Source organism: Noviherbaspirillum pedocola (genome assembly GCF_016632335.1).
Classification (GTDB): domain Bacteria; phylum Pseudomonadota; class Gammaproteobacteria; order Burkholderiales; family Burkholderiaceae_D; genus Noviherbaspirillum_A; species Noviherbaspirillum_A pedocola.
In genome coordinates this window covers 167,974-192,853 of sequence record NZ_JAEPBG010000003.1, presented here as the reverse complement: position 1 = coordinate 192,853, position 24,880 = coordinate 167,974, and the positions used below count along the sequence as shown (strand labels likewise).

At 62.6% G+C, this 24,880-nt stretch carries 24 protein-coding genes; 12 read left to right on the top strand and 12 right to left on the bottom strand.

The annotated features are described in order from the left end of the window. Position 1 precedes the first annotated feature (1 nt). On the bottom strand, positions 2 to 298 hold the full coding sequence (locus JJB74_RS09310) for an FmdB family zinc ribbon protein (RefSeq protein ID WP_200591574.1): 297 nt from the start codon (positions 296 to 298) through the stop codon (positions 2 to 4). Positions 299 to 506: 208 nt separating this feature from the next. Between JJB74_RS09310 and JJB74_RS09305 the strand changes: the two genes are divergently transcribed. Both JJB74_RS09305 and JJB74_RS09300 read left to right on the top strand, forming a co-directional pair. After that, a complete protein-coding gene (locus JJB74_RS09305) occupies positions 507 to 1,034 on the top strand; it encodes a tetratricopeptide repeat protein (RefSeq protein WP_200591573.1) in 528 nt (175 codons plus the stop codon). An 89-nt stretch (positions 1,035 to 1,123) separates the two neighbouring features. Next, positions 1,124 to 1,594: a hypothetical protein gene (locus JJB74_RS09300; protein WP_200591572.1), complete on the top strand. Its 471-nt coding sequence runs from the start codon at positions 1,124 to 1,126 to the stop codon at positions 1,592 to 1,594. A gap of 265 nt (positions 1,595 to 1,859) precedes the next feature. Here the strand turns inward: JJB74_RS09300 and ubiB are convergent, their stop codons facing one another. The 4 genes from ubiB to ubiE all read right to left on the bottom strand — a co-directional run bounded on the left by ubiB (position 1,860) and on the right by ubiE (position 5,751). Beyond that, positions 1,860 to 3,428, bottom strand: coding sequence for a ubiquinone biosynthesis regulatory protein kinase UbiB (gene ubiB, locus JJB74_RS09295; RefSeq protein WP_200591571.1), 1,569 nt, complete (start codon positions 3,426 to 3,428; stop codon positions 1,860 to 1,862). Beyond that, positions 3,425 to 4,000 carry a ubiquinone biosynthesis accessory factor UbiJ gene (locus JJB74_RS09290; protein ID WP_200591570.1) on the bottom strand — a complete coding sequence of 192 codons (576 nt, stop codon included), beginning with the start codon at positions 3,998 to 4,000 and terminating at the stop codon, positions 3,425 to 3,427. Before JJB74_RS09290 ends, ubiB begins: the two co-directional genes overlap by 4 nt. A gap of 95 nt (positions 4,001 to 4,095) precedes the next feature. Beyond that, positions 4,096 to 5,010 (bottom strand): Tim44 domain-containing protein, encoded by a 915-nt coding sequence (locus tag JJB74_RS09285; protein WP_200591569.1) that lies wholly within the window; start codon positions 5,008 to 5,010, stop codon positions 4,096 to 4,098. A gap of 9 nt (positions 5,011 to 5,019) precedes the next feature. Then, on the bottom strand, positions 5,020 to 5,751 hold the full coding sequence (gene ubiE / locus JJB74_RS09280) for a bifunctional demethylmenaquinone methyltransferase/2-methoxy-6-polyprenyl-1,4-benzoquinol methylase UbiE (RefSeq protein ID WP_200591568.1): 732 nt from the start codon (positions 5,749 to 5,751) through the stop codon (positions 5,020 to 5,022). A 305-nt stretch (positions 5,752 to 6,056) separates the two neighbouring features. Here ubiE and JJB74_RS09275 point away from each other — a divergent pair, with 305 nt between their 5' ends. Genes JJB74_RS09275 through JJB74_RS09260 form a run of 4 tightly spaced genes read left to right on the top strand, consistent with a single transcriptional unit; the run spans position 6,057 to position 9,506 of the window. Then, positions 6,057 to 6,713 (top strand): hypothetical protein, encoded by a 657-nt coding sequence (locus JJB74_RS09275; RefSeq protein WP_200591567.1) that lies wholly within the window; start codon positions 6,057 to 6,059, stop codon positions 6,711 to 6,713. Further along, positions 6,695 to 7,600 (top strand): ankyrin repeat domain-containing protein, encoded by a 906-nt coding sequence (locus JJB74_RS09270; protein ID WP_200591566.1) that lies wholly within the window; start codon positions 6,695 to 6,697, stop codon positions 7,598 to 7,600. Before JJB74_RS09275 ends, JJB74_RS09270 begins: the two co-directional genes overlap by 19 nt. Continuing rightward, positions 7,530 to 8,966: an ankyrin repeat domain-containing protein gene (locus JJB74_RS09265; protein WP_200591565.1), complete on the top strand. Its 1,437-nt coding sequence runs from the start codon at positions 7,530 to 7,532 to the stop codon at positions 8,964 to 8,966. Before JJB74_RS09270 ends, JJB74_RS09265 begins: the two co-directional genes overlap by 71 nt. Positions 8,967 to 9,023: 57 nt before the next feature. Next, entirely contained in the window at positions 9,024 to 9,506 is a 483-nt protein-coding gene (locus JJB74_RS09260; RefSeq protein WP_200591564.1) for a hypothetical protein, read from the top strand. 33 nt (positions 9,507 to 9,539) lie between these two features. On the opposite strand, the gene JJB74_RS09255 is transcribed toward JJB74_RS09260, so the two are convergent. The 4 genes from JJB74_RS09255 to JJB74_RS09240 all read right to left on the bottom strand — a co-directional run bounded on the left by JJB74_RS09255 (position 9,540) and on the right by JJB74_RS09240 (position 15,002). Continuing rightward, positions 9,540 to 9,962 (bottom strand): gamma-butyrobetaine hydroxylase-like domain-containing protein, encoded by a 423-nt coding sequence (locus JJB74_RS09255; RefSeq protein WP_200591563.1) that lies wholly within the window; start codon positions 9,960 to 9,962, stop codon positions 9,540 to 9,542. Between the two features lies 1 nt (position 9,963). Beyond that, positions 9,964 to 10,428, bottom strand: a complete 465-nt coding sequence (locus JJB74_RS09250) for an HIT family protein (protein WP_200591562.1) — start codon at positions 10,426 to 10,428, stop codon at positions 9,964 to 9,966. Continuing rightward, positions 10,425 to 14,396, bottom strand: a complete 3,972-nt coding sequence (locus tag JJB74_RS09245) for a DUF3683 domain-containing protein (RefSeq protein WP_200591561.1) — start codon at positions 14,394 to 14,396, stop codon at positions 10,425 to 10,427. Before JJB74_RS09245 ends, JJB74_RS09250 begins: the two co-directional genes overlap by 4 nt. 117 nt (positions 14,397 to 14,513) lie before the next feature. Next, complete coding sequence (locus JJB74_RS09240) at positions 14,514 to 15,002, bottom strand: YqaA family protein (protein ID WP_200591560.1); 489 nt, start codon at positions 15,000 to 15,002, stop codon at positions 14,514 to 14,516. Between the two features lie 142 nt (positions 15,003 to 15,144). Between JJB74_RS09240 and ilvA the strand changes: the two genes are divergently transcribed. The 6 genes from ilvA to JJB74_RS09210 all read left to right on the top strand — a co-directional run bounded on the left by ilvA (position 15,145) and on the right by JJB74_RS09210 (position 20,906). Beyond that, positions 15,145 to 16,668, top strand: a complete 1,524-nt coding sequence (gene ilvA / locus JJB74_RS09235) for a threonine ammonia-lyase, biosynthetic (RefSeq protein ID WP_200591559.1) — start codon at positions 15,145 to 15,147, stop codon at positions 16,666 to 16,668. Between the two features lie 54 nt (positions 16,669 to 16,722). Next, positions 16,723 to 17,562 (top strand): NADPH-dependent 7-cyano-7-deazaguanine reductase QueF, encoded by an 840-nt coding sequence (queF, locus tag JJB74_RS09230; protein WP_200591558.1) that lies wholly within the window; start codon positions 16,723 to 16,725, stop codon positions 17,560 to 17,562. A gap of 219 nt (positions 17,563 to 17,781) precedes the next feature. Continuing rightward, on the top strand, positions 17,782 to 18,258 hold the full coding sequence (locus JJB74_RS09225) for a PTS sugar transporter subunit IIA (RefSeq protein ID WP_200591557.1): 477 nt from the start codon (positions 17,782 to 17,784) through the stop codon (positions 18,256 to 18,258). A 24-nt stretch (positions 18,259 to 18,282) separates the two neighbouring features. Next, entirely contained in the window at positions 18,283 to 19,221 is a 939-nt protein-coding gene (hprK, locus tag JJB74_RS09220; RefSeq protein ID WP_200591556.1) for an HPr(Ser) kinase/phosphatase, read from the top strand. A 135-nt stretch (positions 19,222 to 19,356) separates the two neighbouring features. Continuing rightward, a complete protein-coding gene (rapZ, locus tag JJB74_RS09215) occupies positions 19,357 to 20,220 on the top strand; it encodes an RNase adapter RapZ (RefSeq protein WP_200591555.1) in 864 nt (287 codons plus the stop codon). Positions 20,221 to 20,249: 29 nt separating this feature from the next. Beyond that, positions 20,250 to 20,906 (top strand): LON peptidase substrate-binding domain-containing protein, encoded by a 657-nt coding sequence (locus JJB74_RS09210; protein WP_200591554.1) that lies wholly within the window; start codon positions 20,250 to 20,252, stop codon positions 20,904 to 20,906. A 12-nt stretch (positions 20,907 to 20,918) separates the two neighbouring features. On the opposite strand, the gene mutY is transcribed toward JJB74_RS09210, so the two are convergent. From mutY to mutM, 3 genes are read right to left on the bottom strand one after another with little or no spacing between them, the layout of a single operon-like run. Then, complete coding sequence (mutY, locus tag JJB74_RS09205; RefSeq protein WP_200591553.1) at positions 20,919 to 22,028, bottom strand: A/G-specific adenine glycosylase; 1,110 nt, start codon at positions 22,026 to 22,028, stop codon at positions 20,919 to 20,921. Beyond that, complete coding sequence (locus JJB74_RS09200; protein WP_200591552.1) at positions 22,028 to 23,965, bottom strand: dynamin family protein; 1,938 nt, start codon at positions 23,963 to 23,965, stop codon at positions 22,028 to 22,030. The genes mutY and JJB74_RS09200 overlap by 1 nt, the downstream gene beginning before the upstream one ends. A gap of 49 nt (positions 23,966 to 24,014) precedes the next feature. Further along, entirely contained in the window at positions 24,015 to 24,836 is an 822-nt protein-coding gene (gene mutM / locus JJB74_RS09195) for a bifunctional DNA-formamidopyrimidine glycosylase/DNA-(apurinic or apyrimidinic site) lyase (protein WP_200591551.1), read from the bottom strand. Between the last annotated feature and the right edge of the window lie 44 nt (positions 24,837 to 24,880).

Genomic DNA, 24,880 nt, shown 5'->3' with positions numbered 1-24,880 from the left:
GCTAGGCCGCGTCGGCGGTGCCGGAGGAGGACGGAGCGGGCCCCTCGGACTTGGCCTCGCTCTTGGCCTCGCTCTTGGCATCGCTCGCCGGCGCCGGCGCACTGGTGCCGCCGGAGCCGTTGCGGAAATCGGTGACGTACCAGCCGGCACCTTTCAACTGGAAGCCGGCCGCGGTGACCTGCTTTTTCAGCGTTGGCTTGCCGCAGGATGGGCAATCGGTCAGCGGTGCGTCGGAAACTTTCTGAAGCGCGTCCTTGGTAAAACCGCAGGATTCGCAACGATAAGCATAGATAGGCATGAAACACCCTCTGCAGAAAACATTCAAAACCGGGGATTATAAAGGTTTCGCGCGGGCAGCATGGGTTTATCGGGCGCGATGATCGCAACGCGGGCGGAACGCAGGCCGCGCAAGCGGATACAGAGGCAGGGTCGTTTTCAACGCTGACGCATGCGGAAGACCGCTGTGACGGCGAGCAGACCACCATCCATGCCATGCCGGAGCGCCCATGCACGCCACCTACATACACCCGCCGAGCGACCCTGATGTCGCGCACATCGTCGCCACATTGACTGACAGCCTGGAGACACTGCCCCAGGTCCTTGAGCAATGCCGCACACAGCTGGAGCAAGGCGTAACGCTCGGGGAACTGCGCGGCATCACCCGCGAGGAATACGCGGCTCTTTATTGCATGGCGAGCGACCTATGCGATGTCGGCGATTTTCATCACGCGCTGCCGATCGCGCTGCAGCTTGCGGTGAACAATCCCTTCGAAAGCCGCTATGCCTTCATCGCCGGCGCCTGCCTGCAGCGGCTGGGACACCACGACCGGGCCGCGACCATGTACGCACTGGCCTGCGATGCCGACCCCGACGATGCCGCTGCCGCGTTCCGGCTCGGCGAATGCATGGCCGCACTCGGGCACTTCGAACTGGCGCGCGACTTCCTGAACCGCTGCATCGATCTTTCCTACGGCAATTGCGACCGCTGGCGGCTGCAGGACTTGGCCAAGGCACGTCTCGAATCGCTTGCATAAATCCGTGCCGGTGCCGCCGATCTCATGCCTTTCCCGTGGCGACGTATTGGCGTCGCCTCTTTCACCAACCTTGATAAGGAAAATCTCACATGATTACAACGACCCCTCAGCAACGCTGTCCTTCTCCGCCAGTCGGAGAGCAAACCACAGGTTCCGAAAGCAAAGATATTGAACTCCGGGAAGTCGTCACCTGGAACGACGCGCTGAACTGGAAAAATGGAACGACCCAAAGTGCGCCCAGCGAAGTGGAACCTCTTATCGCGCGCAAGGCAGCGAAAAAACTGGTCGCTGAACCCGAGGACCAAACCGTCGAGCTGCCTGCGCGATTGCTACCGCCACTTGCTTGCGCAAGCATGACCCTGATATCTGCCTCCATGATTGCGTATGGCATCGCAAGCTTGATACATGCCAGCCACGACACCGACCCGAAAAACGAAATCACGGCAACGGACCAAGCTGGGTCGATCGTAGCCATCGTCGCGGGAGCGATCACATGCGCAGGCGCTGCTGCATTGGCATTTGCAGGCGGCAGGCCTTCGAGAAGCAATGCAGGGCAGTAGCCAACGCCACACCGCTATTTTTTCCGCAAACGAGGATTGCCGATTCGGAGGCGTGTTGCAGCAGTACCTGCATTGACGCGGCTTTGTGCCCCGTCGCGACAGCCTTGTCGTGGGGCGGCATCATGCACGGAACGCGCCTGTTTCATCCCTTGCCGTTCGGCGTGACATGCCATCGTTTCACCGCTTTGCATGCCTGGCATGCAAAGCGCTACCGCAATACCTCAATTCCTCAATTCCTCAATTCCTCAATTCCTCAATACGATATTCATTGAAAAAACTGGTGCCAACGCGACGTCAACTGCACCAGCAACACTCCTACCACAGCGCCGCCAGCCAGGTACACGATGATCCCAAGCAGCAGATTGATGCGCCGCGTCTCCACCAGCACCCGGCGCAACAGCTCCTCGGTATCCTCGATCGGATTGGCCTTTGCCTGCAGCACCTGATGCGCCAGCCGCGGCAATTCCGGCAGCAGCTGCGACAGCCGCGGCGCTTCCGCCTTGAAGCGTTCCAGCATGCCGCGCCAGCCGATCTGCTCGTGCATCCAGCGCTCCAGGTAAGGCCGCGCGGTCTTCCACAGATCGAGGTCCGGATCCAGCTGCCGGCCCAGGCCCTCGATGTTGAGCAGCGTCTTCTGCAGCAGCACCAGTTGCGGCTGCACTTCGACATTGAAGCGGCGCGAGGTCTGGAACAGGCGCAGCAGCACTTGCCCGAAAGAGATGTCGCGCAGCGGCCGATCGAAGATGGGTTCGCAGCAGGCGCGTACCGCGGCTTCGAGCTCATCGACGCGCGTGTCGCGCGGCGCCCAGCCCGACTCGATGTGCGCTTCGGCCACGCGCTTGTAATCGCGCCGGAAGAAGGCGAGGAAGTTCTGCGACAGGTAATCCTTGTCGAAGTCGGTCAGCGTGCCGACGATGCCGAAGTCCAGCGCGATGTAGCGGCCGAAGGTCTCCGGCTCCACCGACACCAGGATGTTCCCCGGGTGCATGTCGGCATGGAAGAAACCATCGCGGAACACCTGGGTGAAGAAGATCTCCACGCCATCGGACGACAGTTTCTTCAAATCCACGCCCTCGGCGATCAGGCGCTCGGTCTGCGAGATCGGGATGCCGCGCATGCGCTCCATCGTGATCACCGATTCCGAGCAGAAGTCCCAGTACATTTCCGGCACCATCAGCATCTTCGAGCCGGCGAAGTTGCGGCGCAGCTGGCTCGCATTCGCAGCCTCGCGCATCAAGTCGAGTTCGTCATGCAGATACTTGTCGAACTCGGCCACGACCTGCTTCGGCTTGAGTCGGCGGCCGTCGGCCCAGAAGCGCTCGACCCAGCCGGCGACGATATGCATCAGCGCGATGTCCTCGTCGATGGTCTTCTTCATGCCCGGGCGCAGCACCTTGACCGCGACCTCGGCGCCATTGCGCAGCCGCGCGAAATGCACTTGCGCGATCGAGGCCGAAGCCACCGGCTTGCGCTCGAACCATTCGAACAGGTCGTCGGGATGCGCGCCGAGCGAGCGGATGATCTGCGCGATCGCCAGGTCGCTGTCGAAAGGCGGCACACGGTCCTGCAGCAGCGCGAGCTCATTGGCGATGTCGGGCGGCATCAGGTCGCGGCGCGTCGATAGCACCTGGCCGAACTTGACGAAGATGGGGCCAAGTTCTTCCAGCGCGCGGCGCAGGCGCTCGCCGCGCGGCGCGGAAATGTCGCGCCAGAAAAGCAGGCGCTTGGAAAAGCTGGCCGCGCGCGGCGTCACACCCGCCATCGCGATATTGTCCAGCCCATAGCGCAGCGCCACGCTGAATATCCGAAACACCCGCAGGATGCGTCGGATCATTCCAGCCCCCGCTTGATGCGATCGATGCGCTTGGCCAGACGCTCGACATCGTCGCGCAGCGCGGCCACGTCGGTGCTGAAGTCCTGCACCGCGCGCGGCCGCACCAGGAGCGGCTGTTCCTCGAGAAAGTATTCGGCGATGTTCTCCGACAGCTTGCGCTGCGCCGTGGACGCGGCGTCGAATGCCATCCTTGCGCCGCCGACGATGCGGCGCGCGGCGATGTCGCCGATGAAGCGCGACAGGTCCTCCTCGGCTTCCCAGCGCACGCCCTGGGCAACCTGCGATATCACATTGGCGAACTCGGCATCGCCTTCGATCTGCACATAGGAAAACGCGCGCTCGCGGTTCTGCGCCATCAGCGGCAGGTCGGAAAGCTTCATGCGGATCGTGACATTCGGGCTGGCGTCGCCGGCGGCTTGCAGCAAACCATCCGCGGCGACCTGCAATTGCAACGCGAACGCGCCGGTGTCGATGCGCGCCACCTTGCCGGCATGCGGCGACAGCTTCTTCATGGCCCATGGTTCCTGGACCAGCAGATGGTTGATGACGGCAGTGAGTGGTGAAGGAATCATGGAGACGACAAAAGGAAAGCCGCCCGTGAAGCTACACGGACGGCATAAAAGGCTGTGCGGCAGAGTTTAGCAGTACGCCGCAGCAAGGCGTGGCGTCAGGACAATTGCTGGATGCCCGCGAGCACCCATCCGCCCTGCCCTGACAAGGGTTTCGACAGATTCCAGACCTCGGCGAATTCCGCGGCCGATTCCTCCGGCGCTTCCTTGATCAGGCCGGTGAACCTGACGCTGGCGAGGTAGTCGCGCCCGCTGGTTTCGATGCCGAGCAGGTCGGCGTTCAACTGCACCACGTCCGTATTGTTCGGCGCCGGTCCGCGCTCCTGGATCTGCAGTCGCAGCTCGGCGAACATCTCGGGCGTGGTGAATTCACGGATGTCTTCGACATCCGCCTTGTCCCAGGCGGCCTGCAGCCGGATGAAGTAGCTCTTCGCATTGCGCAGGAAGGCTGGCACATCGAAGTCCGCCGGCACGCCCCAGGGCGCTGCCGGCGCGGCGGATGTGCCGTACGCCGGTGCCGAAGATGACAGACCGGAGCCGATCTCGGGAGTCCTGCTGGCCATGCCAGGCGTGTCTCCGCTGGCATAGCCGCCGGCATAGGCCGGAGCCGGGCCGGCATCCTTGCGGCGGAACAGGCGCAGGATGAACATCAGCACCAGGCCCAGCAGCACCACCGTGAGGATCGTGGAAATCATGCTGGCCAGCGCGCCGCCCATGCCGAAGTGCGACAGCAGCGCACCCAGGCCGAGACCCAGCAACGCGCCGCCGAGCATGTTGCGCCAGGGGCTGGCCGGGCGCGGCGGTATCGGCGTCGGCGTGGCCGGCGGCGCGGAGGGACGCGGCGCCACTTGTTGCGAAGGCGTTGCCGGCTGGTATGGCGCCGAGCGGGTTACGTTCTCGGATTGCCGCCCGACCGAGCGGCCGCCGCCGAGTCGCCGTGCAGCGTCGGCATCGGCCACCGCCATTGCCAGCAGGCTGAACATGAGCATCAGGCTGATCAGCATTCGTTTCATCTGCGCCTCCTAGAGTTTGATTCCGGTATGCAGCGCGGCAACACCGGCAGTGAGGTTGAAATACTCGACACGATCGAGCCCGGCGTTCTGCATCATCTTCTTCAGGGTTTCCTGGTCCGGGTGCATGCGGATCGATTCGGCCAGGTAGCGGTAGCTTTCCGAATCATTCGCAATGCGCTTGCCCAGCCACGGCAGCACCGAAAAGGAATACAGATCGTAAGGCTTCTTCAACGGTTCCCACACCCGCGAGAATTCCAGCACCAACAGCTTGCCGCCGGGCTTCAATACCCGGCGCATTTCGGCCAGCGCCGCGTCCTTGTGGGTCATGTTGCGCAGGCCGAAGGCAACGCTGACGCGATCGAAATAATTGTCCGGAAAAGGCAGGCGCTCGGCGTCGCACAGCAGCGTCGGCGTGTTGATACCACTGTTGATCAACCGGTCGCGGCCGACCCGGAGCATCGATTCATTGATGTCGGTAAGCCAGACTTCGCCGGAAGGCCCGGCCTGCTTGGCAAATGCCTTGGCAAGGTCGCCGGTGCCACCGGCGATATCGAGCACCTTGTAGCCCGGCCGCACGCCGGCCTGGGCAATGGTGAAGGCCTTCCATATCCGATGCAGCCCGGCCGACATCAGGTCGTTCATCACATCGTATTTGGCAGCGACGGAGTGGAAGACCTGCGCAACCTTGTGCACCTTGTCTTCCTCGGGAACATTCTGGTAGCCGAAATGGGTTTGGGTCATGTTGATGCAATGGACGATCCGTGCGGGGCTTGCATTATACAAGCCGCTTGCCGCGGGGAAGATGACGGCGTTCGTGGATCAGGTTGCCGGCGTTTGTTACATAGGCGTCGCCGCCGTGTTTTGCATCTGGCGTTTTTGACTCTCTTTACAGGCTTGCCATGATTCCCAGCATACCGACCTCTCCCATCGCATACGATCACGTTCTTTCGCCATCCGATTTCGATTTGAGCCGGGAAGATGACAGCGATGATGCACCGGGAACGATAGCCCCGCCGCAGGTGTGGTAGGCGGACGAGGAAGGCGGTATGCAGGTCGATGGCGCACCGGTCTCGGAACCACGCCATGGCCTCAAACGCAAATGGACGGAAAGTATTGATCCGGGCCAGAGCAGCGCCGCGACCACGGATGAACCGCGATTCAAGCGCAGTCGCACCGGCAGCGCATCCCCGGAAGCGGCGGCGCCGATATTTCAGGATTTCCACGTCGTGGACGACGCCGATTTTATCGAGCTGATTCGCAAGCATGGCGGCCGGCCGGTCAATGAGCAGGGCGAGACCGTCCGTCTCGAGCTACCCAAAGCGGGAAACCTTGAATTCAGGGTGACGCTGGCATGCATGAAGCTGGAACGCATGCTGAGCAATATCAATCTCCCGGGCAGTGAAGAATTTATCCCGAATGCCTTCATGGAATTCGTTGACAGTCTGGAAGTGGCCAGTTATGCGAATGAAGCGGCCCTGGTGCGTCGCCTGCTGGCGACCGGGATGGGGAAAAGGCCGGCGAAGTGCTCGAGCAGATACTCAGCGAAGCCCGTGCCAGGGGCGCGCACGATGCCGTTACCTGTCTGCGCGCGGCCTGCTCGAATACGGCGCGTTCCAAGCCGGTATCGACTGCGCTCACGCCTGCGCCCGCTCCGGTCGTCATGCCGCCACCCGATTGGGCATCCATGGTTCGACGTACGTTAACTAGGGAAGAATTCAACGCAGCATGCAAAGTTGTGCAAGCGGGCGAAGACGCCGAGCAAGCCCTGAATATATTGTTCGGCGCTGCAAGCAAGCGTCCTGCGGGAACATTTTTCGTCCGCATCCTGTATGAACTGCCGCCATCCGGCGCGGCCCTCGTTGCCAAATGTGGCGGCTGTTTCCATGCATTCCAGGCAACCACACTGGTATTGCACTGTGCCGATTTCGACCTCGATCGACTCATGCGCGAATATGAAGCGGTGCAGTCCGCGGAAAACAACAACGGCTTCACCGCATTGATGCTGGCCGCGCAGTGGGGCGACCAGGACCTCGTTTCGCAGCTACTCTCCCGAGGCGCCAAACTTGCTGCGCGTACCAATAAAGGGAGGACGGCATTGATGTTCGCGGTGATATCGCGGAATGTCGACATTGCACGCCTGCTGCTGCGGCAAGGAGCCGATGTGCATGCAATCACCAACGACCACAATTGCGCCATGACGTACGCCGCTAGCACGGGCGATGTCCAGCTGTGCGAACTGCTCCGGAAGCATGGCGCGCTCATCGATCCCGAGCCCGACAGTGACAGTGACGATGACGATGACAATGACGAAAAGAATATCGCGCCGATTATTTCAGCCGCCGAGTCCGGCGAGACTGATGCTTGCATCTGGTTGGTCGGCCAGGGCGCCAGTATCGAGACAACCTGGCGCGGCAGCTCAGCATTGCTGGTGGCGGCTTTCAACGGTCACCTCGACACCTGCAAGGCGTTGATCGCATTGGGCGCCAAGGCTTGCCGCGAGCCCGAGCGCGCGCCATTCATTGCTCTCTGCCGCCGCCGCTGGCGGGAATGTCGCGCTTTACCAGTACCTTCTTGGGAAGCATGTTCGTGAAGATAAGGAGAAATTGATAACTCCCCTGCTTGCAGCAGCGGAAAAGGGTCACACGGACATGCTGCGTTTTCTGCTGGACAGCGGCGCCGATATCGACCAGACGAATTCAGCCGGTGAAAGCGCACTGCTTCTCGCCGTTAGTGCCGGGTCACCGGATGCCGTCGCATTTCTACTTGAACGCGGCGCGACATGCGCGAGTGACCGGCTGATAGCTGCCGCTGCCGAATCGCGCAGCCTGCAGGTCTTCAATCTGCTGATCGCTCGCCGCAAGGTCGTCCCATCTCGCCCCGCTCTTCTTTTTGCCCTGAATGCTGCGACTCGTGCCACGTCGCTCGAGATCGTAAAGCGGCTGCTTGAACTGGGCGCGCCAGCCGATCCTACCGACGTCGGATTGCAACCTGCGCACAACCCGTTGCGGCAGCTCGATTTCGACTGCGGGAATGGGACGAGTAATTCGCTTGACGTCGTGCACATCGCAGAAATACTCATTTCGCATGGCGCGCCACTGAACCATATCGATGACTTCGGCAAAGACCCGCTGATGTGTGCGGTCAAAAGCAACCATACCGTCGCGGCTAACACCCTGATTTCCAGAGGTGCGCGAATACACCAAGTCGAAACCTCCCACGGTGCGAATGCGCTGCAGCTCGCAATCATGCATCTGGAGGACATATTGAACGCACCCACTTCCTTGAACCGGCAGCAAGCCTCGGATGCATGCCTAAGCATATTTCTGTTGCTGTGTGCAATGGATAGGCAAGAGAACCGGAGCCAATTGGCAAAGGATGCGGTGAACCGGGCGGAGCACCGGATCGTTCAGGACATGATAGTGGGCACCCGGTACATGAAGTCCGTTGCATTTCCTTCCACAGACTTGCTGTTGTCCTTGCTCGACGGTCGAAAACAGCCTTCCGCTAATTTCACGCTGTTCCTGCAGAAGCATCAGGACTCCCTGCTTTCAACTGGAGCCGATCCTTCGTTTGACGACACGATGCGCAAGCATCTCGTGCACCATGGCTTTGTGCATCCGGTCATCGACGTGATCATGCCCTTTCTGAAGGCGCTGCCATATATGGCACCCAGTCTTTTGGGGAAACGGGAAGAGAATGTTCAGTTCGATCTCGGCGCATTCTGCAATGGAATGCTGGCGCTGCTGAATCACCGCCTCGATTCGAACGAGCAGATCATCAGCCTCTCTTATGCGCAGCTTCCCGTCGACGATCCGATAAAACTCGCGCTGCTGAATAGCGCGAAAAATATGCTGCGTAAGCTTGCGGCGCATGGCGATGATGTCGAAGTCCGAAAGCTGTCTCCGTGTTTCAGCAGGCTGTTCGAGATATGCCTCGAAAACACCTCGCATGACTGAAAAAACTGGCTTCTGATCACACATGTCCAGCCTGCGCCGGGCCGCATCGCGCATGCATTGGTCAAGGAGCAGGTCTATGCAAAGCTCGCCGAATCGATTGAAGCGGCATGGATTGAAGCATGGGGAAAAATTGCCGCCGCGCAGGCTGATGGCAAATATCAGGTAGATGTCTTGAGCAGTTCGAGCAGCGACGCTGGGCAGACATCAAGCTCACGCTACGCGGATGAGAATTGGGACCCCTTTTTCTTCTTGGACGCGCCGTATGTCAGCAACGCGTCCATGGCGGCTCTAGCCTTCAAAGCAGGCAGCGCACCCATGCCGAACTTCGCCGAATCAAGTGCGTGCAAGGCTCTCCTCGCGGAGTTTCGCATCGTACTCAAGCGCATGATCAATGCGCCTGGAACAAACATTCTCCGTCTACCCGGCGCACCAGCCGAAGCGGAAGGCATCTACAGCGATCTGATGTTCCGCCAGCTGCACATGCTGGCGCAGTTCATCGATGAGAAGCCAGAAGTCGATGTGACACCGTCATCGTCATAGTCGGCGCTTTTGCCGTCGATGTACGCATCACAGTCAATGTGATGCGCAACCGCCGCCCTTGGCCGCCATCGGCGCATCGCGACCCGATTCGCGCGTGTGGCCGGCCGCTTCCAGCCGTTGCAGATAGTCCTCCCACAAGCCCTCGCGGTTCGCGCCGAGCCAGTACAGGTATTCCCAGCTATAGATGCCGGTGTCGTGGCCATCGGAGAAATGCGGCTTGACCGCGTAATTGCCGACCGGCTCGAGCGAGGTCATGTCGACATCGCGCTTGCCGGTCTGCAGGGTTTCCTGGCCCGGGCCGTGGCCGCGCACTTCAGCCGATGGCGAGTACACGCGCAGCAGTTCAAAGGGCAATGCGAAGCGCACGCCGTCCTCGAAGGCGACTTCCAGCAGGCGCGATTGCCTGCGCACCGTCAGCTCGGTCGGCGTGGGGGTTTGAGGCGTCAATCCGGCCATCTCAGGACTCCTTGGCGGCGTTGGAGGAAGCCTCCGGGTTGGATTCGGCGAAGGCCGCGCGTATCGCCGCGCGCAGCGCGTCCAGCTGGCCGGCGCGCTCCGCGAGCTTCGCGGCATGCGGCTCGCGCTGCTCGTGCGCCCAGATCGCGCCGGGGAAATGCACGTCGTCCGCATAGCGCGGGATCACGTGCCAGTGCAGGTGCGGCGTCATGTTGCCCAGGCTGGCGAGATTGATCTTGTCCGGCGACAGCGTCTCGCGCAGCGCGGATTCCACCTTCATCACGCTCATCATCATGCGGCTGCGCTCGGCCGGCGTCAGGTCCGTCATTTCCTTTACATGCGCATTCCAGATCACGCGGCAAAAGCCCGGATACTGCGCATCATCGATCAGCACCACGCGCAACGCCTCGTCGGCATGCAGCACTTCGCCGCCGGCGCTGGCGCACAGTTCGCAATTCTCGTTCATACCAATACCCTTTCAATGCCGCCGCGATTGGCGCGTTCCACGTATTCCGGCATCCAGTTCTCGCCGAGGATATGGCGCGCCATTTCGACGACGATGTAATCGGCCGTCGTGCCCGAGTCCTCGTTGTAGCGCGACAAGCCCTGCAGGCAGGACGGGCACGAGGTCAGCACCTTGACCTGGCCGTTGAAGCCGTCGGCGCGCAGCTTGTCCGCGCCCTTTTCCATTTCGCGCTCCTTGCGGAAGCGCACCTGGGTCGAGATGTCCGGGCGCGACACCGCGAAGGTGCCGGACTCGCCGCAGCAGCGATCGTTCTTCTCGATCTTCTGCGCATCCACCGTGGAGATCAGCGTGTTCACCGTCTTCAGCGGATCCTGCTGCTTCATCGGCGTGTGGCAAGGGTCGTGGTACATGTAGCGCACGCCCGATACGCCCTCGAGCTTCACGCCCTTCTCCATCAGGAATTCATGAATGTCGACGATGCGGCAGCCTGGGAAGATCTTCTCGAATTCATAGCCCTGCAGCTGGTCGTAGCAGGTGCCGCAGGATACGACCACGGTCTTGATGTCGAGATAGTTGAGCGTATTGGCCATGCGGTGGAACAGCACCCGGTTGTCGGTGATGATCTTTTCCGCCTTGTCATAGTCGCCCGAGCCGCGCTGCGGATAGCCGCAGCACAGGTAGCCCGGCGGCAGCACGGTCTGCACGCCGGCATGCCACAGCATCGCCTGCGTGGCCAGGCCGACCTGCGAGAACAGCCGCTCCGAGCCGCAGCCCGGGAAGTAGAACACCGCTTCGGTATCGACTGTCGTGGTCTGCGGATTGCGGATGATCGGCACGATCTTGTCGTCTTCAATATCGAGCAGCGCGCGCGCGGTTTTCTTCGGCAGGTTGCCCGGCATCTTCTTGTTGATGAAGTGGATCACCTGCTCGCGCACCGGCGGCTTGCCATGGGTGGCCGGCGGCGCCTCGGTCTGCTTCTTGGCGAACTTCTTCAGGATGTCATTGCCCAGACGCTGCGCCTTGTAGCCCCAGCCGGTCATCACCTGGCGCGTGGCGTTGATGGTGGACGGGTCGGTGGCGTTGAGGAAGAACATCGCCGCGGCGGTGCCGGGATTGAAGGTCTTCTTGTCCATCTTGCGCAGCAGGTTGCGCATGTTCATCGACACATCGCCGAAGTCGATGTTCACCGGGCACGGAGTCACGCACTTGTGGCAGACGGTGCAGTGGTCGGCCACGTCCTCGAACTCGGCCCAGTGCTTGATCGATACGCCGCGCCGGGTCTGCTCTTCATACAGGAAGGCTTCGACCAGCAGCGACGTGGCCAGGATCTTGTTGCGCGGCGAATAAAGCAGGTTCGCGCCCGGCACATGGGTTGCGCACACCGGCTTGCACTTGCCGCAGCGCAGGCAGTCCTTGACGCTGTTGGCGATGGCGCCGATGTCGCTCTGCTGCATGATGAGCGACTCATGGCCCATGAGGCCGAAGGACGGCGTGTAGGCATTGCGCAGGTCGGCCGCCTCCATCAGCTTGCCCTTGTTGAAGCGGCCTTCGGGGTCGACGCGGCGCTTGTAGTCGCGGAAGTTGGCGAGCTCGTCGTCGGTCAGGAATTCGAGCTTGGTGATGCCGATGCCATGCTCGCCCGAGATCACGCCATTGAGCGAGCGCGCCAGCGCCATGATGCGCGCCACGGCGGCATGCGCATCCTGCAGCATCTGGTAATGGTCGGAGTTCACCGGCAGGTTGGTGTGCACATTGCCGTCGCCGGCATGCATGTGCAGCGCGACGAAGACGCGGCCGCGCAGCACGCGCTTGTGAATCGCCGAGCACTCGTCGAGGATGAGCTTGAAGGCAGCGCCGTTGAAGATCTGGCGCAGCGCGGCGCGCACTTCCCCCTTCCACGAGATGCGGATCGTGCGGTCCTGCGCGACATCGAACAGCGTGGCTTGCGGCTGGCGCGCGAGGCGCTCGTCGAAGGCGGCGGACAGGCCGGCATAGCCCAGAACCGCAAGCTCAGCTTTGGCCTCGGCCAGCGGCTTGTCCAGCTGCGCCAGCACATAGGACCAGCGCGAGCGCATCGCCCCCAGCAGATCCAGTGCCTGGCTCACGCGATCTTCCAGCAGCTCGGCCGGCGGAATGTCGCCGCCCTCCGCATCATCGCTCTTGCCGAGCGGCAGATTGCCCCTGGCGAAAAAGGCATGCAGCTCGTCCAGCAACTGCAGCTTGTTTCTGATCGACAGCTCGATGTTGATCCGCTCGATGCCGTCGGTGTACTCGCCCATGCGGTCCAGCGGAATCACCACGTCTTCGTTGATCTTGAACGCGTTGGTGTGGCGGGCGATGGCCGCGGTGCGGGCGCGGTCGAGCCAGAACTTCTTGCGCGCCTCAGGGCTGACCGCAACGAAGCCTTCGCCGACGCGGGTATTGGCCATGCGCACCACTTCGGACGCAGCGCGCGCGACCGCGTCTTCATCGTCGCCAACGATGTCGCCGAACAGCGCCATCTTCGGCAGCACGCCGCGCTTGGACTTGGTCGCATAGCCGACCGCGCGCAGATAGCGCTCGTCCAGGTGCTCCAGGCCGGCGAGAATCGCGCCGCCCTTGGCAGTCTCGGCATCGAGGTAGTTCTTGATTTCGACAATCGATGGGATCGCATCGCGCGCCTGGCCGAAGAATTCCAGGCACACGGTGCGCGCATGCTTGGGCATGCGGTGCAGGATCCAGCGCGCCGAGGTGATCAGGCCGTCGGTGCCTTCCTTCTGCACGCCGGGCAGGCCCGACAGGAACTTGTCGGTCACGTCCTTACCCAGGCCTTCCTTGCGGAACACGCGGCCCGGGATTTCCAGCATCTCGGTCTTGAATGGCGCATTGGTCTTGCCGCGCTCGGCCGGATGCGTCCATTCAAGCTTGAACTTCGCCACCGGCGCGTCGTGGATCTTGCCGAGGTTGTGCTCGACGCGGGTGACTTCGAGCCAGTCGCCGTTGGGGTCGACCATGCGCCAGCTCGCGAGATTGTCCAGCGCCGTGCCCCACAGCACCGCCTTCTTGCCGCCGGCATTCATCGCGATATTGCCGCCGATGCATGAGGCTTCGGCCGAGGTCGGATCGACCGCGAACACCAGGCCGGCCTTGTCGGCCGCGTCCGAGACGCGCTTGGTGACTACGCCGGCGCCGGTGTAGATGGTCGCGTATTCGCGGTCCACGCCGGGCAGCGTCAGCATTTCGACCGCGCCGATGGCTTCGAGCTTCTCGGTGTTGATCACTGCGGACATTGCCGTCAGCGGTACCGCGCCGCCGGTGTAGCCGGTGCCGCCTCCGCGCGGGATGATGGTCAGCCCGAGCTCGATGCAGCTTTTCACCAGCCCGGCCATTTCCTCTTCCGAATCCGGCGTCAGCACCACGAACGGATATTCGACGCGCCAGTCGGTGGCGTCGGTCACGTGCGATACCCGCGACAGGCCGTCGAAGCGGATGTTGTCTCGACGGGTGTGGCGCGACAGCAGCTTAACCGCACGGCGGCGCAACTCTTCGGTGCGGCGGAATTCCTCGGCGAAGCGCTGCACCGCGGCGCGCGCGGCGCGCAGCAGGGTTTCGACATGGCTGCTGCGCTCATGGGACTCAGGGTCGCTGCCGCCGTCGGTTTCGATGCGGCGCCGGTCGACCTCGGTCAGGCGGTGGTTCAGCGCTTCGATCAGCGCAGCGCGCCGCTTCGGGTTGTCGAGCAGGTCGTCCTGCAGATACGGATTGCGCTGCACCACCCAGATATCGCCGAGCACTTCATACAGCATGCGCGCGGAGCGTCCGGTCTGGCGCGCTGAGCGCAGCGTGTCGAGCAGCTTCCAGGATTCTTCGCCGAGCAGGCGTATGACGATTTCGCGATCCGAAAACGAGGTGTAGTTGTACGGAATCTCGCGCAGCCGCGACGACGGCGCATCGGCGAGCAGGGCTTGGATTTGGGCTGGGGCGTTCATCTGGAGGGGAAACGGAATGCGGGCGCTGGGCCAAACGCGCATTCTAGCTGATTGCGCCCGATCGGGCTGACGCCAGGCAAGGACTGCCGCCGCCCAGGCTCCCGGGCTTTTCCGGCCTCAGAACAGGTTCAGCAGCCAGCGCCAGCTTTCGTCGGGCACATGCAGCAGCACGGTCGTCAGCGCCAGGTAGCGCAGGAATTTGCCGATGGCCATGTAGGCGACGCAGGGCCAGAAAGGCAGCCGCAGCCAGCCAGCCACGCTGCAGATCGGGTCGCCGATGCCGGGCAGCCAGGAAAGAAGCAGCGTCTTGGCGCCGTAGCGCTCCAGCCAGTGGAACCAGCGGGTCTTGCGTTCGCGCGCGAACACCTGCTTGGCGCCATAGCCGAGCGCGTAATTGATCATGCCGCCCAGGGTGTTGCCGACGGTGGCCACTAGCAGCACTGGCCAGTAGAGATCGGCATTGGCCTTGATCACCGCGAACACCGCCGGCTCCGAACCCATCGGAATCAGCGTCGCGGACACCAGGCTGATGAAGAACACCGAGGTCAGGCCAACCGTGGGCGCGGCAAGGAAATCCAGCAGCCACTGGATGGCGGTCATGATCATGGGCGGGGAGCGGCGTTCTTGTTATCGGAATGGCAGCCGGCCCGGCGGCTGCCGGCGGCTTGCGAAGTGGGCTCCATTATAATGGCCGGCTCATTACGCACCGGCCGGCCCATGCAGCCAGGCCCAGCCCTCACTCGTTGCCATGACCACCGACTACCTGAAGAAGATCCTCACCGCCCGCGTCTACGACGTTGCCATCGAATCGCCGCTGGAATTCGCGCCCAGCCTGTCCGAGCGCACCGGCAACCGCATTTACTACAAGCGCGAAGACATGCAGAGCGTGTTCAGCTTCAAGCTGCGCGGCGCTTACAACAAGATGGCGAACCTGACCCCGGCGCAGCTGAAGCGCGGCGTGATCTGCGCATCGGCCGGCAATCATGCGCAGGGCGTGGCGCTGTCGGCTTCGCGCCTGGGCTGTCGCGCAGTGATCGTGATGCCGACGACTACGCCGCAGGTGAAGATCGATGCGGTGCGGGCGCGTGGCGGTGAAGTGGTGCTGTTCGGCGATTCCTACAGCGATGCCTATGGCCATGCGGCGCAGCTCGAGAAGAAGGAAAAGCTGACCTTCGTCCATCCGTTCGACGACCCCGATGTCATCGCCGGCCAGGGCACGATAGGCATGGAAATCCTGCGCCAGCATTCCGGTCCTATCCACGCGATCTTTGTCGCCATCGGCGGCGGCGGCCTGATCTCGGGCGTGGCGGCGTATGTGAAGGCGGTGCGGCCGGAGATCAAAATCATCGGCGTGCAGACCACCGACTCGGATGCGATGGCGAAAAGCCTGGCCGCCGGCCGGCGCATAACGCTGCCCGATGTCGGCCTGTTTTCGGACGGCACCGCGGTCAAGCTCGTCGGCGAAGAAACCTTTCGGCTGGCGAAGCTGTATGTGGACGACATCATCATCGTCGACACTGATGCGGTTTCCGCTGCGATCAAGGATGTGTTCCAGGACACGCGCAGCATCCTGGAGCCGGCCGGCGCGCTGGCCATTGCCGGCGCCAAGGCCTATGTCGAGCGCGAGCGCGCGGCGAAGAGGCCGCTGAAGAATGAGACGCTGATCACCATCGCCTGCGGCGCCAACATGAATTTCGATCGCCTGCGCCTGGTCGCCGAGCGCGCCGAGATCGGCGAGGCGCGCGAAGCGGTGTTCGCGGTGACGATTCCCGAGGAGCGCGGCAGCTTCCGCCGCTTTTGCGAACTGGTTGGCCAGCGCAGCGTGACCGAATTCAATTACCGGATCAGCGATGACAACGAGGCGCATGTGTTTGTCGGCCTGCAGATCGCCAACCGCGATGAGCCGGGCAAGATCGCAAAGGTTTTCGAGAAGCATGGCTACCGCGCGCTGGACCTCACGCACGACGAGCTGGCCAAGACCCACGTCCGCTACATGGTGGGCGGCAAGAGCGCGCTGGCGCATGACGAACTGCTGTACCGCTTCGAATTCCCCGAGCGTCCGGGCGCGCTGCTGCGCTTTCTGAACAGCATGGAGCCGAACTGGAACATCAGCCTGTTTCATTACCGCGCGCAGGGCAGCGACGTCGGCCGCATCCTGGTTGGATTGCAGGTGCCGAAGAAGGAATTGAAGGCCTTCCGCGCCTCGCTCGCGGCGCTTGGTTACCGGCACTGGGATGAGACCAACAACCCCGCATACCGGCTTTTCCTGTAAATAAAACCAGTGGCGGCGGATTCTGGCACAATGCGCGTTTTAGCCGGATCCGCCATGACTACGCCCCAGACGCCGCAAGATTCTCCGCTCGGCAAGCCTGCCACCTACAAGAGCGAATACGATGCTTCCCTGCTGTTTCCGATCGCGCGCGAAGGCAAGCGCGCTGAACTCGGCATCGCCGGCACCGTACCCTTTTTCGGCATCGATATCTGGAACGCGTACGAGGTTTCCTGGCTGAACATGCGCGGCAAGCCGCAGATCGCCATCGTGAGCTTCATGATTCCGGCCGATTCGCCGAACATCGTCGAATCGAAATCCTTCAAGCTTTACCTGAACTCCTTCAACCAGACCCGCCTGGCAGGTCTCGACGCGCTGCTCGAGCTGCTGCGCGCCGATTTGTCGGCCGCGGTGGGCCGGCCGGTCCAGGTTGCCGCGACGCTACCGGAAGACTTCGGCAAGCTGCAGATGGGCACGATGGAAGGTCTGCTGCTGGACCGCCTCGACATCGAGGTCGACAACTACTCGCCCGACACCGCCCTGCTCTTTGCCAACGAAGAAGAAGCGCCGGTCGAAGAAACGCTGGTGTCGCACCTGTTGAAATCGAATTGCCTGGTTACCGGTCAGCCGGACTGGGGCAGCGTGCAGATTCGGTATGTCGGATCGCAAATCAACCAGGAAGGCTTATTGAAATATTTGATTGGTTATAGAAATCACAACGAATTTCATGAACAATGCGTAGAACGCATCTTCATGGACCTTTTGCGCCATTGCCGGCCACAGAAACTCTCGGTTTATGCGCGCTTTACCCGACGCGGCGGCCTGGACATCAATCCCTGGCGCAGCAATTTCACGACGGGCCAGCGCCCATCCAATGCGCGACTTTCGCGGCAATAGCACGTCAACACCGTTCATCGCCAACATGCGGAAATCTTTCCTGGACTCATTGCCCCATTCGCCCAAGGGGTATACAGTGCCGGACGGCTGGAAATAATGATCCGCCGCATCCACATTCAGGCAGAACGGCAAAACAATAAGGGCATGGCACCGACAGCGAACTTGCCGTAAGCCGGCCGATCATCCGCAGCCAGAGCCATCTTTACTGTGCACTGCATCATGACCCACTTCAGTCAGATTCTCCCCCTCGAAAACGTGGTGCTTGATCTCGATGTATCGAGCAAGAAGCGCGCCTTTGAACAAGCCGGTCTGCTTTTCGAAAACAATTTCGGTATTGCCCGCTCCACCGTTTCCGACAATCTCTTCGCTCGTGAGCGGCTCGGCTCCACCGGCCTTGGCCACAGCGTGGCGGTGCCGCACGGCCGGATCAAGGGCCTGAAGGCGCCGATTGCCGCCTTCGTCCGCCTCGCCGCGCCGATTCCCTTCGAATCGCCGGATGGTCTGCCGGTCAGCCTGCTGGTGTTTCTGCTGATTCCGGACCATGTGACGCAGCAGCATCTGGAAATCCTGTCCGAAGTCGCCGAGATGTTTTCCGATGACGCCTTCCGCGACGCCCTTGCGCATGCTCCCGACGCCGGCACCGTGCACCAGCACATCACCGGCTGGCAATCCAGCATGCATCAGCACGTCGCCTGATCCGGCCACCTTACCGCACACGCCATGCCGCTCTCCACGCCGCTGTCGATACAACAGTTGTACGACGATAACCGCGAAGCCCTGCAACTCGGCTGGTTCGCCGGCTTTCCAGGCGGCGAGCGACTGATTTCCGGCGACGCGGTTTCCGCCGCGGACCAGGTCGGCCACCTGAACCTGATTCATCCGGGCCGCATCCAGGTCTTCGGCCACCAGGAAACCGACTACTACAGGCGGCTGTCGCCGGTGGCGCGGCAACATCAGACCGAGGAGCTTGTAGCAGGCCAGCCGCCGGCTTTTATCATCGCCCAGGGCCTGGAGACGCCGGCCTACATCCTCGGCATTTGCGATGAGAAGAACATTCCACTGTTCTCCACGCCGCTGCCCGCGGCCCAGGTAATCGATTACCTGCGCGTTTATCTATCGAAAAAACTGGCCCAGCGCATCACGATGCACGGCGTGTTCATGGACGTGCTGGGCGTGGGCGTGCTGATCACCGGCGAGTCGGGCCTGGGCAAGAGCGAGCTCGGCCTGGAACTGATTTCCCGCAACCATGGCCTGGTTGCCGACGACGTGGTGGAGTTCGCGCGCATCGCGCCGCACATGATCGAAGGCCGCTGCCCGCCGCTGCTGCAGAATCTGCTCGAGGTGCGCGGCCTCGGCCTGCTCGACATCAAGACCATCTTCGGCGAGACCGCGGTGCGCCGGAAAATGCGGCTGAAGCTGATCGTGCATCTGGTCAGGCGCAGCACGCTGGAAGAAAACTACGAGCGGCTGCCGCTGCATTCGCAGACCGAGGAAGTGCTGGGCCTGCATATCCGCAAGGTCGTCATCCCGGTCGAAGCCGGGCGCAACCTCGCGGTGCTGCTCGAGGCGGCGGTGCGCAACACCATCCTGCAGCTGCGCGGCATCGATACGCTGAAGGACTTCATGGATCGCCAGCAAAAGGCGATGGATCAAGGCTGACGCAGCCTCAGGTCTTGGTGCGCTTCGTGCGTTGATCGGATCGAAGCATCGTCACATCAATCGCGCACCGTGTATCGCCTCCGAATCCTTCGCTCCGGGGCTTCGATCGCGACCGCTTTGCGGTATCATCCGCCGATGCGCATCATTCTCATTACCGGCATTTCCGGCTCCGGCAAATCGATAGGCTTGAACGCACTCGAAGACGCCGGCTATTTCTGTGTCGACAATCTCCCGCCTTCGCTGCTGCGCCCGCTCGTCGAGAGCCGGCTGCGCGAGGGCGCGGCAGCACTGGCGGTGTCCATGGATGTACGCAGCGCGATGTCGCTGTCCGAGCTGCCGCAGGATATCCGCTGGCTGAAGGAGCAGGGCCATGATGTGAAGGTACTGTTCCTCACCGCGAAGACCGAATCCCTGATTACCCGCTTTTCCGAGACCCGCCGCAGCCATCCGCTGTCCCACCGCGATGGCGGCGACCTCAGCCCGACGCACCGCCCTACCCTGGTCGAATGCATACGCCGCGAACGGGAAATGCTGGCCGATATCGAAGGCCTGGGACAGGTCATCGATACTTCCGGCCTGTCCGCGAACAAGCTGCGTGCATGGATCAAGGATCTGGTCGGCGGCACGCACGCGCCGCTGACGCTGCTATTCGAATCCTTCGCCTTCAAATTCGGGGTGCCGCTCGACGCCGACCTGGTGTTCGATGTGCGCATGCTGCCGAATCCGTATTACGACCTTTTGCTGCGCCCTTTGACCGGCAAGGATGAACCGGTGATCCGCTTCCTCGACGCCCAACCCGAGGCGGAGCAATTGCTGGGCGATATCCGCACTTTCGTCGAGAAATGGCTGCCGTCCTACAAGCGCGACAACCGCAGCTATCTGACGGTGGCGATCGGCTGTACCGGCGGGCAGCATCGTTCGGTGTATTTCGTCGAACATCTGGCGACGCATTTTGAAGGCATGGCGCGGGTGCTGAAGCGCCATCGCGAACTCGATTGACAACCTGAGAACAAGGGCCAGGCGCCGATATGAGCTTCCCCTCCGACGATCACGACTGGCTGCCGCTGTTTCCGCTCAATACGGTGCTGTTTCCCGGCGGCGTGTTGCCCCTGAAAGTCTTCGAGACCCGCTACATCGACATGGTGCGCGAATGCATGAAGCTGGAGCGGCCGTTTGGCGTAGTGCGCATCAAGTCCGGCCGCGAAGTCGGCACGGCCGCCGTGCCGGATGCGGTCGGCTGCCTGGCGCATATCGAGCAATGGGACATGCCGGAACTCGGCCTGCTGATGTTGCAGACCAACGGCGGACAGCGTTTTCGGATTCTGGAAACCCGAGTACTGGCCGATCAGCGCATCGAAGCCCGGGTAGCGTTGATTCCCGATGATGAGGATGCCCCGATCAGCCCCGAGCTGCGCGCCTGTGCGCGCGCGCTGAAGCTGGTGATCGACGATATCAGCGAAGCGGCGAATAGCGGGCCTGAAGGCGGCACCGGTTTTTCGCCGTTTCCCAAGGATCTCCTGTTGAACAGCACCTGCTGGGTCGCGAACCGCTGGTGCGAAATCCTGCCGATTTCCACGCTGGCGCGGCAGAAATTGCTGGAATTGCAGGATGCGCACAGCCGCCTGGCAATCGTGCATCAATACCTGCAGCAGCACGGCATCCTCGACCGTGCCCAGGAACACTGAACCAGCGACTATCTATTCCAGGCCGCTCAGCAAGTCCTCCCCTCCCAGCAATCCGAGTAACAGCTTCTTGACCGGCGCCGGCAGCGGCGCCTGCGCGAGCCGCTCGCGCGGATACCAGAGATGCGGTGCTTCGCCGGCAATCGGACGCCGCGCGCGCAGCCGTACCCGCCATGGCGCCACATGCAGCTTGAAATGCGTAAAGGTGTGGCTGAAAGGTTGTAGCCGCTCGATGGCGCCGATCTCGCCGAACTGGCCGGCGACGCGTTCAAGCTCAGCAGCGTCGGGCTCGCCCGCCAACTCCGGCAGCGACAGCAAACCGCCCCAGATGCCGCTGCCGGGACGCTGCTCCAGCAGCACCTCGCCGCCGTCGACGATGACCAGCATCGCCGCCTGCCGCTCGGGCGTGGCGCGCTTGGGCTTGCGCGCCGGGAGTTCGGCGGTGCGGCCGGTCTGGCGCGCGATGCAGCGATGCGCCAGCGGACAGCGCTCGCAGGCCGGTCGGCCGCGCGTGCAGACGGTCGCACCGAGATCCATCAGGCCCTGGGTATAGGCCTGCATGTCGCGCTCGGGCAGCAGCGCCTCGGCGCGCCGCCACAGCGCATCCTCCACCGGTTTGGAGCCGGGAAAACCGTCGATGCCGAACACGCGGCAGAACACCCGCTTCACATTGCCGTCCAGGATCGCGGCGCGGGTGCCATGGGAAAACGCGGAAATCGCGGCCGCGGTCGAGCGGCCGATGCCGGGCAGATCGGCCAGCTTGTCCGGATCGGCCGGAAACACGCCGCCATACTCCGCGCAAACCCGCTGCGCGCAGCGGTGCAGGTTGCGCGCCCGCGAGTAATAACCGAGCCCGCTCCAGTGCGACATCACCTCTTCCGACGATGCCTGCGCCAGCGAGGCGACATCCGGAAAGCGTTCCAGGAAGCGCAGGTAATATGGAATCACCGCCGTCACCTGGGTTTGCTGCAGCATGATTTCGGACAGCCAGATGCGATACGGATCGGTGGTGTTCTGCCACGGCAGCGCATGGCGGCCATGCTGCTTCTGCCAGCGGATGACGTCGGCAGAAAACTCCGGGTCGGCTAAAGCGGCGTCGTCAGGCGCTGCGGCGATGCGCTTCATCAGGCCGGCAACGCCTGCTTGCTGGCGTCTGCCGCCAACGCTGCCTTCAAACCCGCCTCGGCCTGCGCCAGCGCCGTTCGGTGCGCTTCGAGTTCGGCCTGCATCGTCTCCAGCGTGCCAACCTTCACTTCCAGGTCGTCGGCCGCGAGGTGGATGCGCTCGATCGAGGCGCGACGCTGCTTCAATTGCTCGCGGTGTTCGCGGATCTGGGTCTCCAGCGGCGCCATGACAGCCTTCAGCCAGGCTTGCGCGTCGCGATTGGTCGCTTCGAGCGCGCCTTTCACCCGCGACGCGATGGAATCGAAGAATTTGCGCATCAGGGTCAGCTGCGGCATGGTCAGCAGGGCCGCGGCGCCGAACTGCTTCTGATAGACCTCCTCGATGGCGGCCAGCTCATCCAGGCAACGCTGCAGCGTAAAGGCCTTCGGCACGGACAGCGCGAAGCCATGCTCGGTCGAAAAGCGACGGTACATCACGCCCATCATTTCGCTGATTTCGCTGATTTTCTGCGCCGACAGCATGATCCGGCCGCGCACTTCGGCAAAGAACTGGCGCACAGCGTCGCGCATGCCCGAGGTGAACATGCTGCTGTTCATGGCCTCGCGGGTTTCGAAGGTGGTTTTCTTCAGCGCATCCATGCCAAGGTGCATGAACAGTTCGGCGGCCAGCCGCGACAGCACCGTGCGCGTGCCCTGCAGCTTCTGCACGCTGGCGTCGAAATCGGTTTTTTCCAGGTCGATGCGCCGCATCATGTGCTCGACGATGTTGCGGTTCTTGCCGCGCAGGCTTTTCAACTCCATCGATTGTTCTACCACGCTGCGCAGTCGCGCCGAAAGCAGCGACTGGCGCGATGCGAACAGCTCGGCCGCGTCGGCATGCAGTTGCGAGCGCATCATTTCGCGCCGTGCCGGGATCAGCTCCACGGACAATGCCGCCTCCAGCGCCGGCAGTCGGCTTTTCGCCAGCAGCGCCTCGTCCCGGCCAACCTTGGCTACCAGGCCCTTTTGCGCCGATACCGGGAAAATCTGCTCCGGCGCCAGCTCCAGCGTCTGTGCTGCGGCATCGACCTGGCGCGCGATCTGGCGCTCGATCTCGGCTTCGCCGCGCAGCTCGTCCCACATGCTGTCGATCTTGTTGAGCACCACCATGCGGCCCGGTCCGGCGCCGATGTGGTTGCGCCAGATGTCGATGTCGCTGCGGGTCACGCCGGTATCCGCGGCAAGGATGTACAGCACCGCATGCGCTTTCGGTATCAGGTTCAGCGTCAGTTCGGGCTCGGTGCCGATCGCATTCAGCCCGGGCGTGTCGATGATCACCAGGCCTTGCTTCAACAGCGGATGCGGGAAGTTGACGATTGCATGGCGCCAGCGCGGTATCTCGACTGAGCCATCGGCGCCGGCAGCCAGGCCACAGTCCGGATCTTCCTCATCGTAAAGCTCATAGGCCTTCGCCTCGGCGATCGGCACGCGCCGAGTTTCGCTGACGCGGCCGAATGCGGCCAGCATGTCTTCGGTGGAATCGATGTCCAGCGGCAGCGTGGTCCAGGCATCGTTTTGTGCGCGCAGCTCGGCGAGCGAGCCGGTTCCGGTGCGAGTTTCGATCGGCAACAGGCGGATCGACGGCGCCAGTGCTTCATCCCACAGCAGTTCGGTGGGGCACATCGTGGTGCGGCCGACCGAGGACGGCAGCATGCGCTGGCCGTAGTCGGCGAAGAAGATGGCATTGATCAGCTCGGACTTGCCGCGCGAAAACTCGGCGACGAAGGCAACCGTCAGCCTGTCTTCGGCAAGTCGTTCCAGCGTGCGCACGATGCGCGCGTCGCTGGCAGGATCGGACAGGTTGGCGTCGGCGACCGCCTCGCGGTAGCACGACAGCGCCGCGGCGACGCCATCCCTCCATGCGCTGTATTCACCGAAGTGTTGGACCAGTTGGCTCACGTTTTACCTTATTGCTCTACGGAACTACTCGCAGCCTAGCATCCGTTAGCTACTTTTGACAATTTGGACAATGAAAGGTCGAGCGCTGTCCCTGGCGCAGTTGGCGGATCTCGGCGCCGCAGACCCGGCATGGCTGGCCTGCGCGATCATAGACGAAGTAGTCCTGCTGGAAGTAGCCGGACTGGCCATCGGCACCGACGAAATCGCGCAAGGTGCTGCCGCCACGCTCTATGGCGGCGGCCAGCACGCGACGTATCGCTGCGGCGAGCCGCTCATAACGGGCGCGGCTGATGCGGCCGGCCGGAGTGGTCGGCGCGATGCCGGCCTCGAACAAACTCTCGGAAGCATAGATATTGCCGACCCCAACCACGACGTTGCCCGCCAGCAACACCTGTTTGATCGGCGCGCTGCGTTTGCGGGTTTGCCGGTACAGGGTCTCGCCGGAAAAGACGGCTTCCAGCGGTTCCACACCGAGACTGCGCAGCAACAGATGGCCATCGACCGCGCCCTCTTCCTGCGCATGCCACAGTACCGCGCCGAAGCGCCTCGGGTCGGTGAGGCGCATCGCCGCTTCGCCGAGCAGCACATCGACATGGTCATGCTTTTGTGGCGGCGTGTCGGCCGGCAGGATGCGCAGATGGCCGGACATGCCGAGATGAACGATCAGCGTGCCATGGTCGAAGGCGAGCAGCAGGTACTTGCCGCGCCGGCCGGCGGCGCGAATGACGCGGCCACGCAGCAGCGCATCGAGATTGTCGGGAAAGGGCCAGCGCAGGCCGGTATGGCGCAGGATCACGCCGGTAACGGTGCGACCCTCCACATGCGGCGCAATGCCGCGCCGCGTGACTTCCACTTCAGGTAATTCAGGCATGCAGGACTTGGCGGGAAAGGTGAATGAATATCCGTTATTTGAGG

Excerpts from the sequence above, each read along its gene's own strand:
- queF (WP_200591558.1), top strand. The coding sequence starts at position 16,723 with ATGACTACGCCCCAGACGCCGCAAGATTCTCCGCTCGGCAAGCCTGCC.
- JJB74_RS09300 (WP_200591572.1), top strand. The coding sequence starts at position 1,124 with ATGATTACAACGACCCCTCAGCAACGCTGTCCTTCTCCGCCAGTCGGA.
- JJB74_RS09310 (WP_200591574.1), bottom strand. The coding sequence starts at position 298 with ATGCCTATCTATGCTTATCGTTGCGAATCCTGCGGTTTTACCAAGGAC.
- JJB74_RS09290 (WP_200591570.1), bottom strand. The coding sequence starts at position 4,000 with ATGATTCCTTCACCACTCACTGCCGTCATCAACCATCTGCTGGTCCAG.
- hprK (WP_200591556.1), top strand. The coding sequence starts at position 18,283 with ATGCCGCTCTCCACGCCGCTGTCGATACAACAGTTGTACGACGATAAC.
- JJB74_RS09245 (WP_200591561.1), bottom strand. The coding sequence starts at position 14,396 with ATGAACGCCCCAGCCCAAATCCAAGCCCTGCTCGCCGATGCGCCGTCG.
- mutY (WP_200591553.1), bottom strand. The coding sequence starts at position 22,028 with ATGAAGCGCATCGCCGCAGCGCCTGACGACGCCGCTTTAGCCGACCCG.
- JJB74_RS09305 (WP_200591573.1), top strand. The coding sequence starts at position 507 with ATGCACGCCACCTACATACACCCGCCGAGCGACCCTGATGTCGCGCAC.
- JJB74_RS09250 (WP_200591562.1), bottom strand. The coding sequence starts at position 10,428 with ATGAACGAGAATTGCGAACTGTGCGCCAGCGCCGGCGGCGAAGTGCTG.
- ilvA (WP_200591559.1), top strand. The coding sequence starts at position 15,145 with ATGACCACCGACTACCTGAAGAAGATCCTCACCGCCCGCGTCTACGAC.
- JJB74_RS09225 (WP_200591557.1), top strand. The coding sequence starts at position 17,782 with ATGACCCACTTCAGTCAGATTCTCCCCCTCGAAAACGTGGTGCTTGAT.
- JJB74_RS09275 (WP_200591567.1), top strand. The coding sequence starts at position 6,057 with ATGCAGGTCGATGGCGCACCGGTCTCGGAACCACGCCATGGCCTCAAA.
- ubiE (WP_200591568.1), bottom strand. The coding sequence starts at position 5,751 with ATGACCCAAACCCATTTCGGCTACCAGAATGTTCCCGAGGAAGACAAG.
- JJB74_RS09240 (WP_200591560.1), bottom strand. The coding sequence starts at position 15,002 with ATGATCATGACCGCCATCCAGTGGCTGCTGGATTTCCTTGCCGCGCCC.
- JJB74_RS09255 (WP_200591563.1), bottom strand. The coding sequence starts at position 9,962 with ATGGCCGGATTGACGCCTCAAACCCCCACGCCGACCGAGCTGACGGTG.
- JJB74_RS09285 (WP_200591569.1), bottom strand. The coding sequence starts at position 5,010 with ATGAAACGAATGCTGATCAGCCTGATGCTCATGTTCAGCCTGCTGGCA.
- JJB74_RS09270 (WP_200591566.1), top strand. The coding sequence starts at position 6,695 with ATGGTTCGACGTACGTTAACTAGGGAAGAATTCAACGCAGCATGCAAA.
- mutM (WP_200591551.1), bottom strand. The coding sequence starts at position 24,836 with ATGCCTGAATTACCTGAAGTGGAAGTCACGCGGCGCGGCATTGCGCCG.
- rapZ (WP_200591555.1), top strand. The coding sequence starts at position 19,357 with ATGCGCATCATTCTCATTACCGGCATTTCCGGCTCCGGCAAATCGATA.
- JJB74_RS09210 (WP_200591554.1), top strand. The coding sequence starts at position 20,250 with ATGAGCTTCCCCTCCGACGATCACGACTGGCTGCCGCTGTTTCCGCTC.
- ubiB (WP_200591571.1), bottom strand. The coding sequence starts at position 3,428 with ATGATCCGACGCATCCTGCGGGTGTTTCGGATATTCAGCGTGGCGCTG.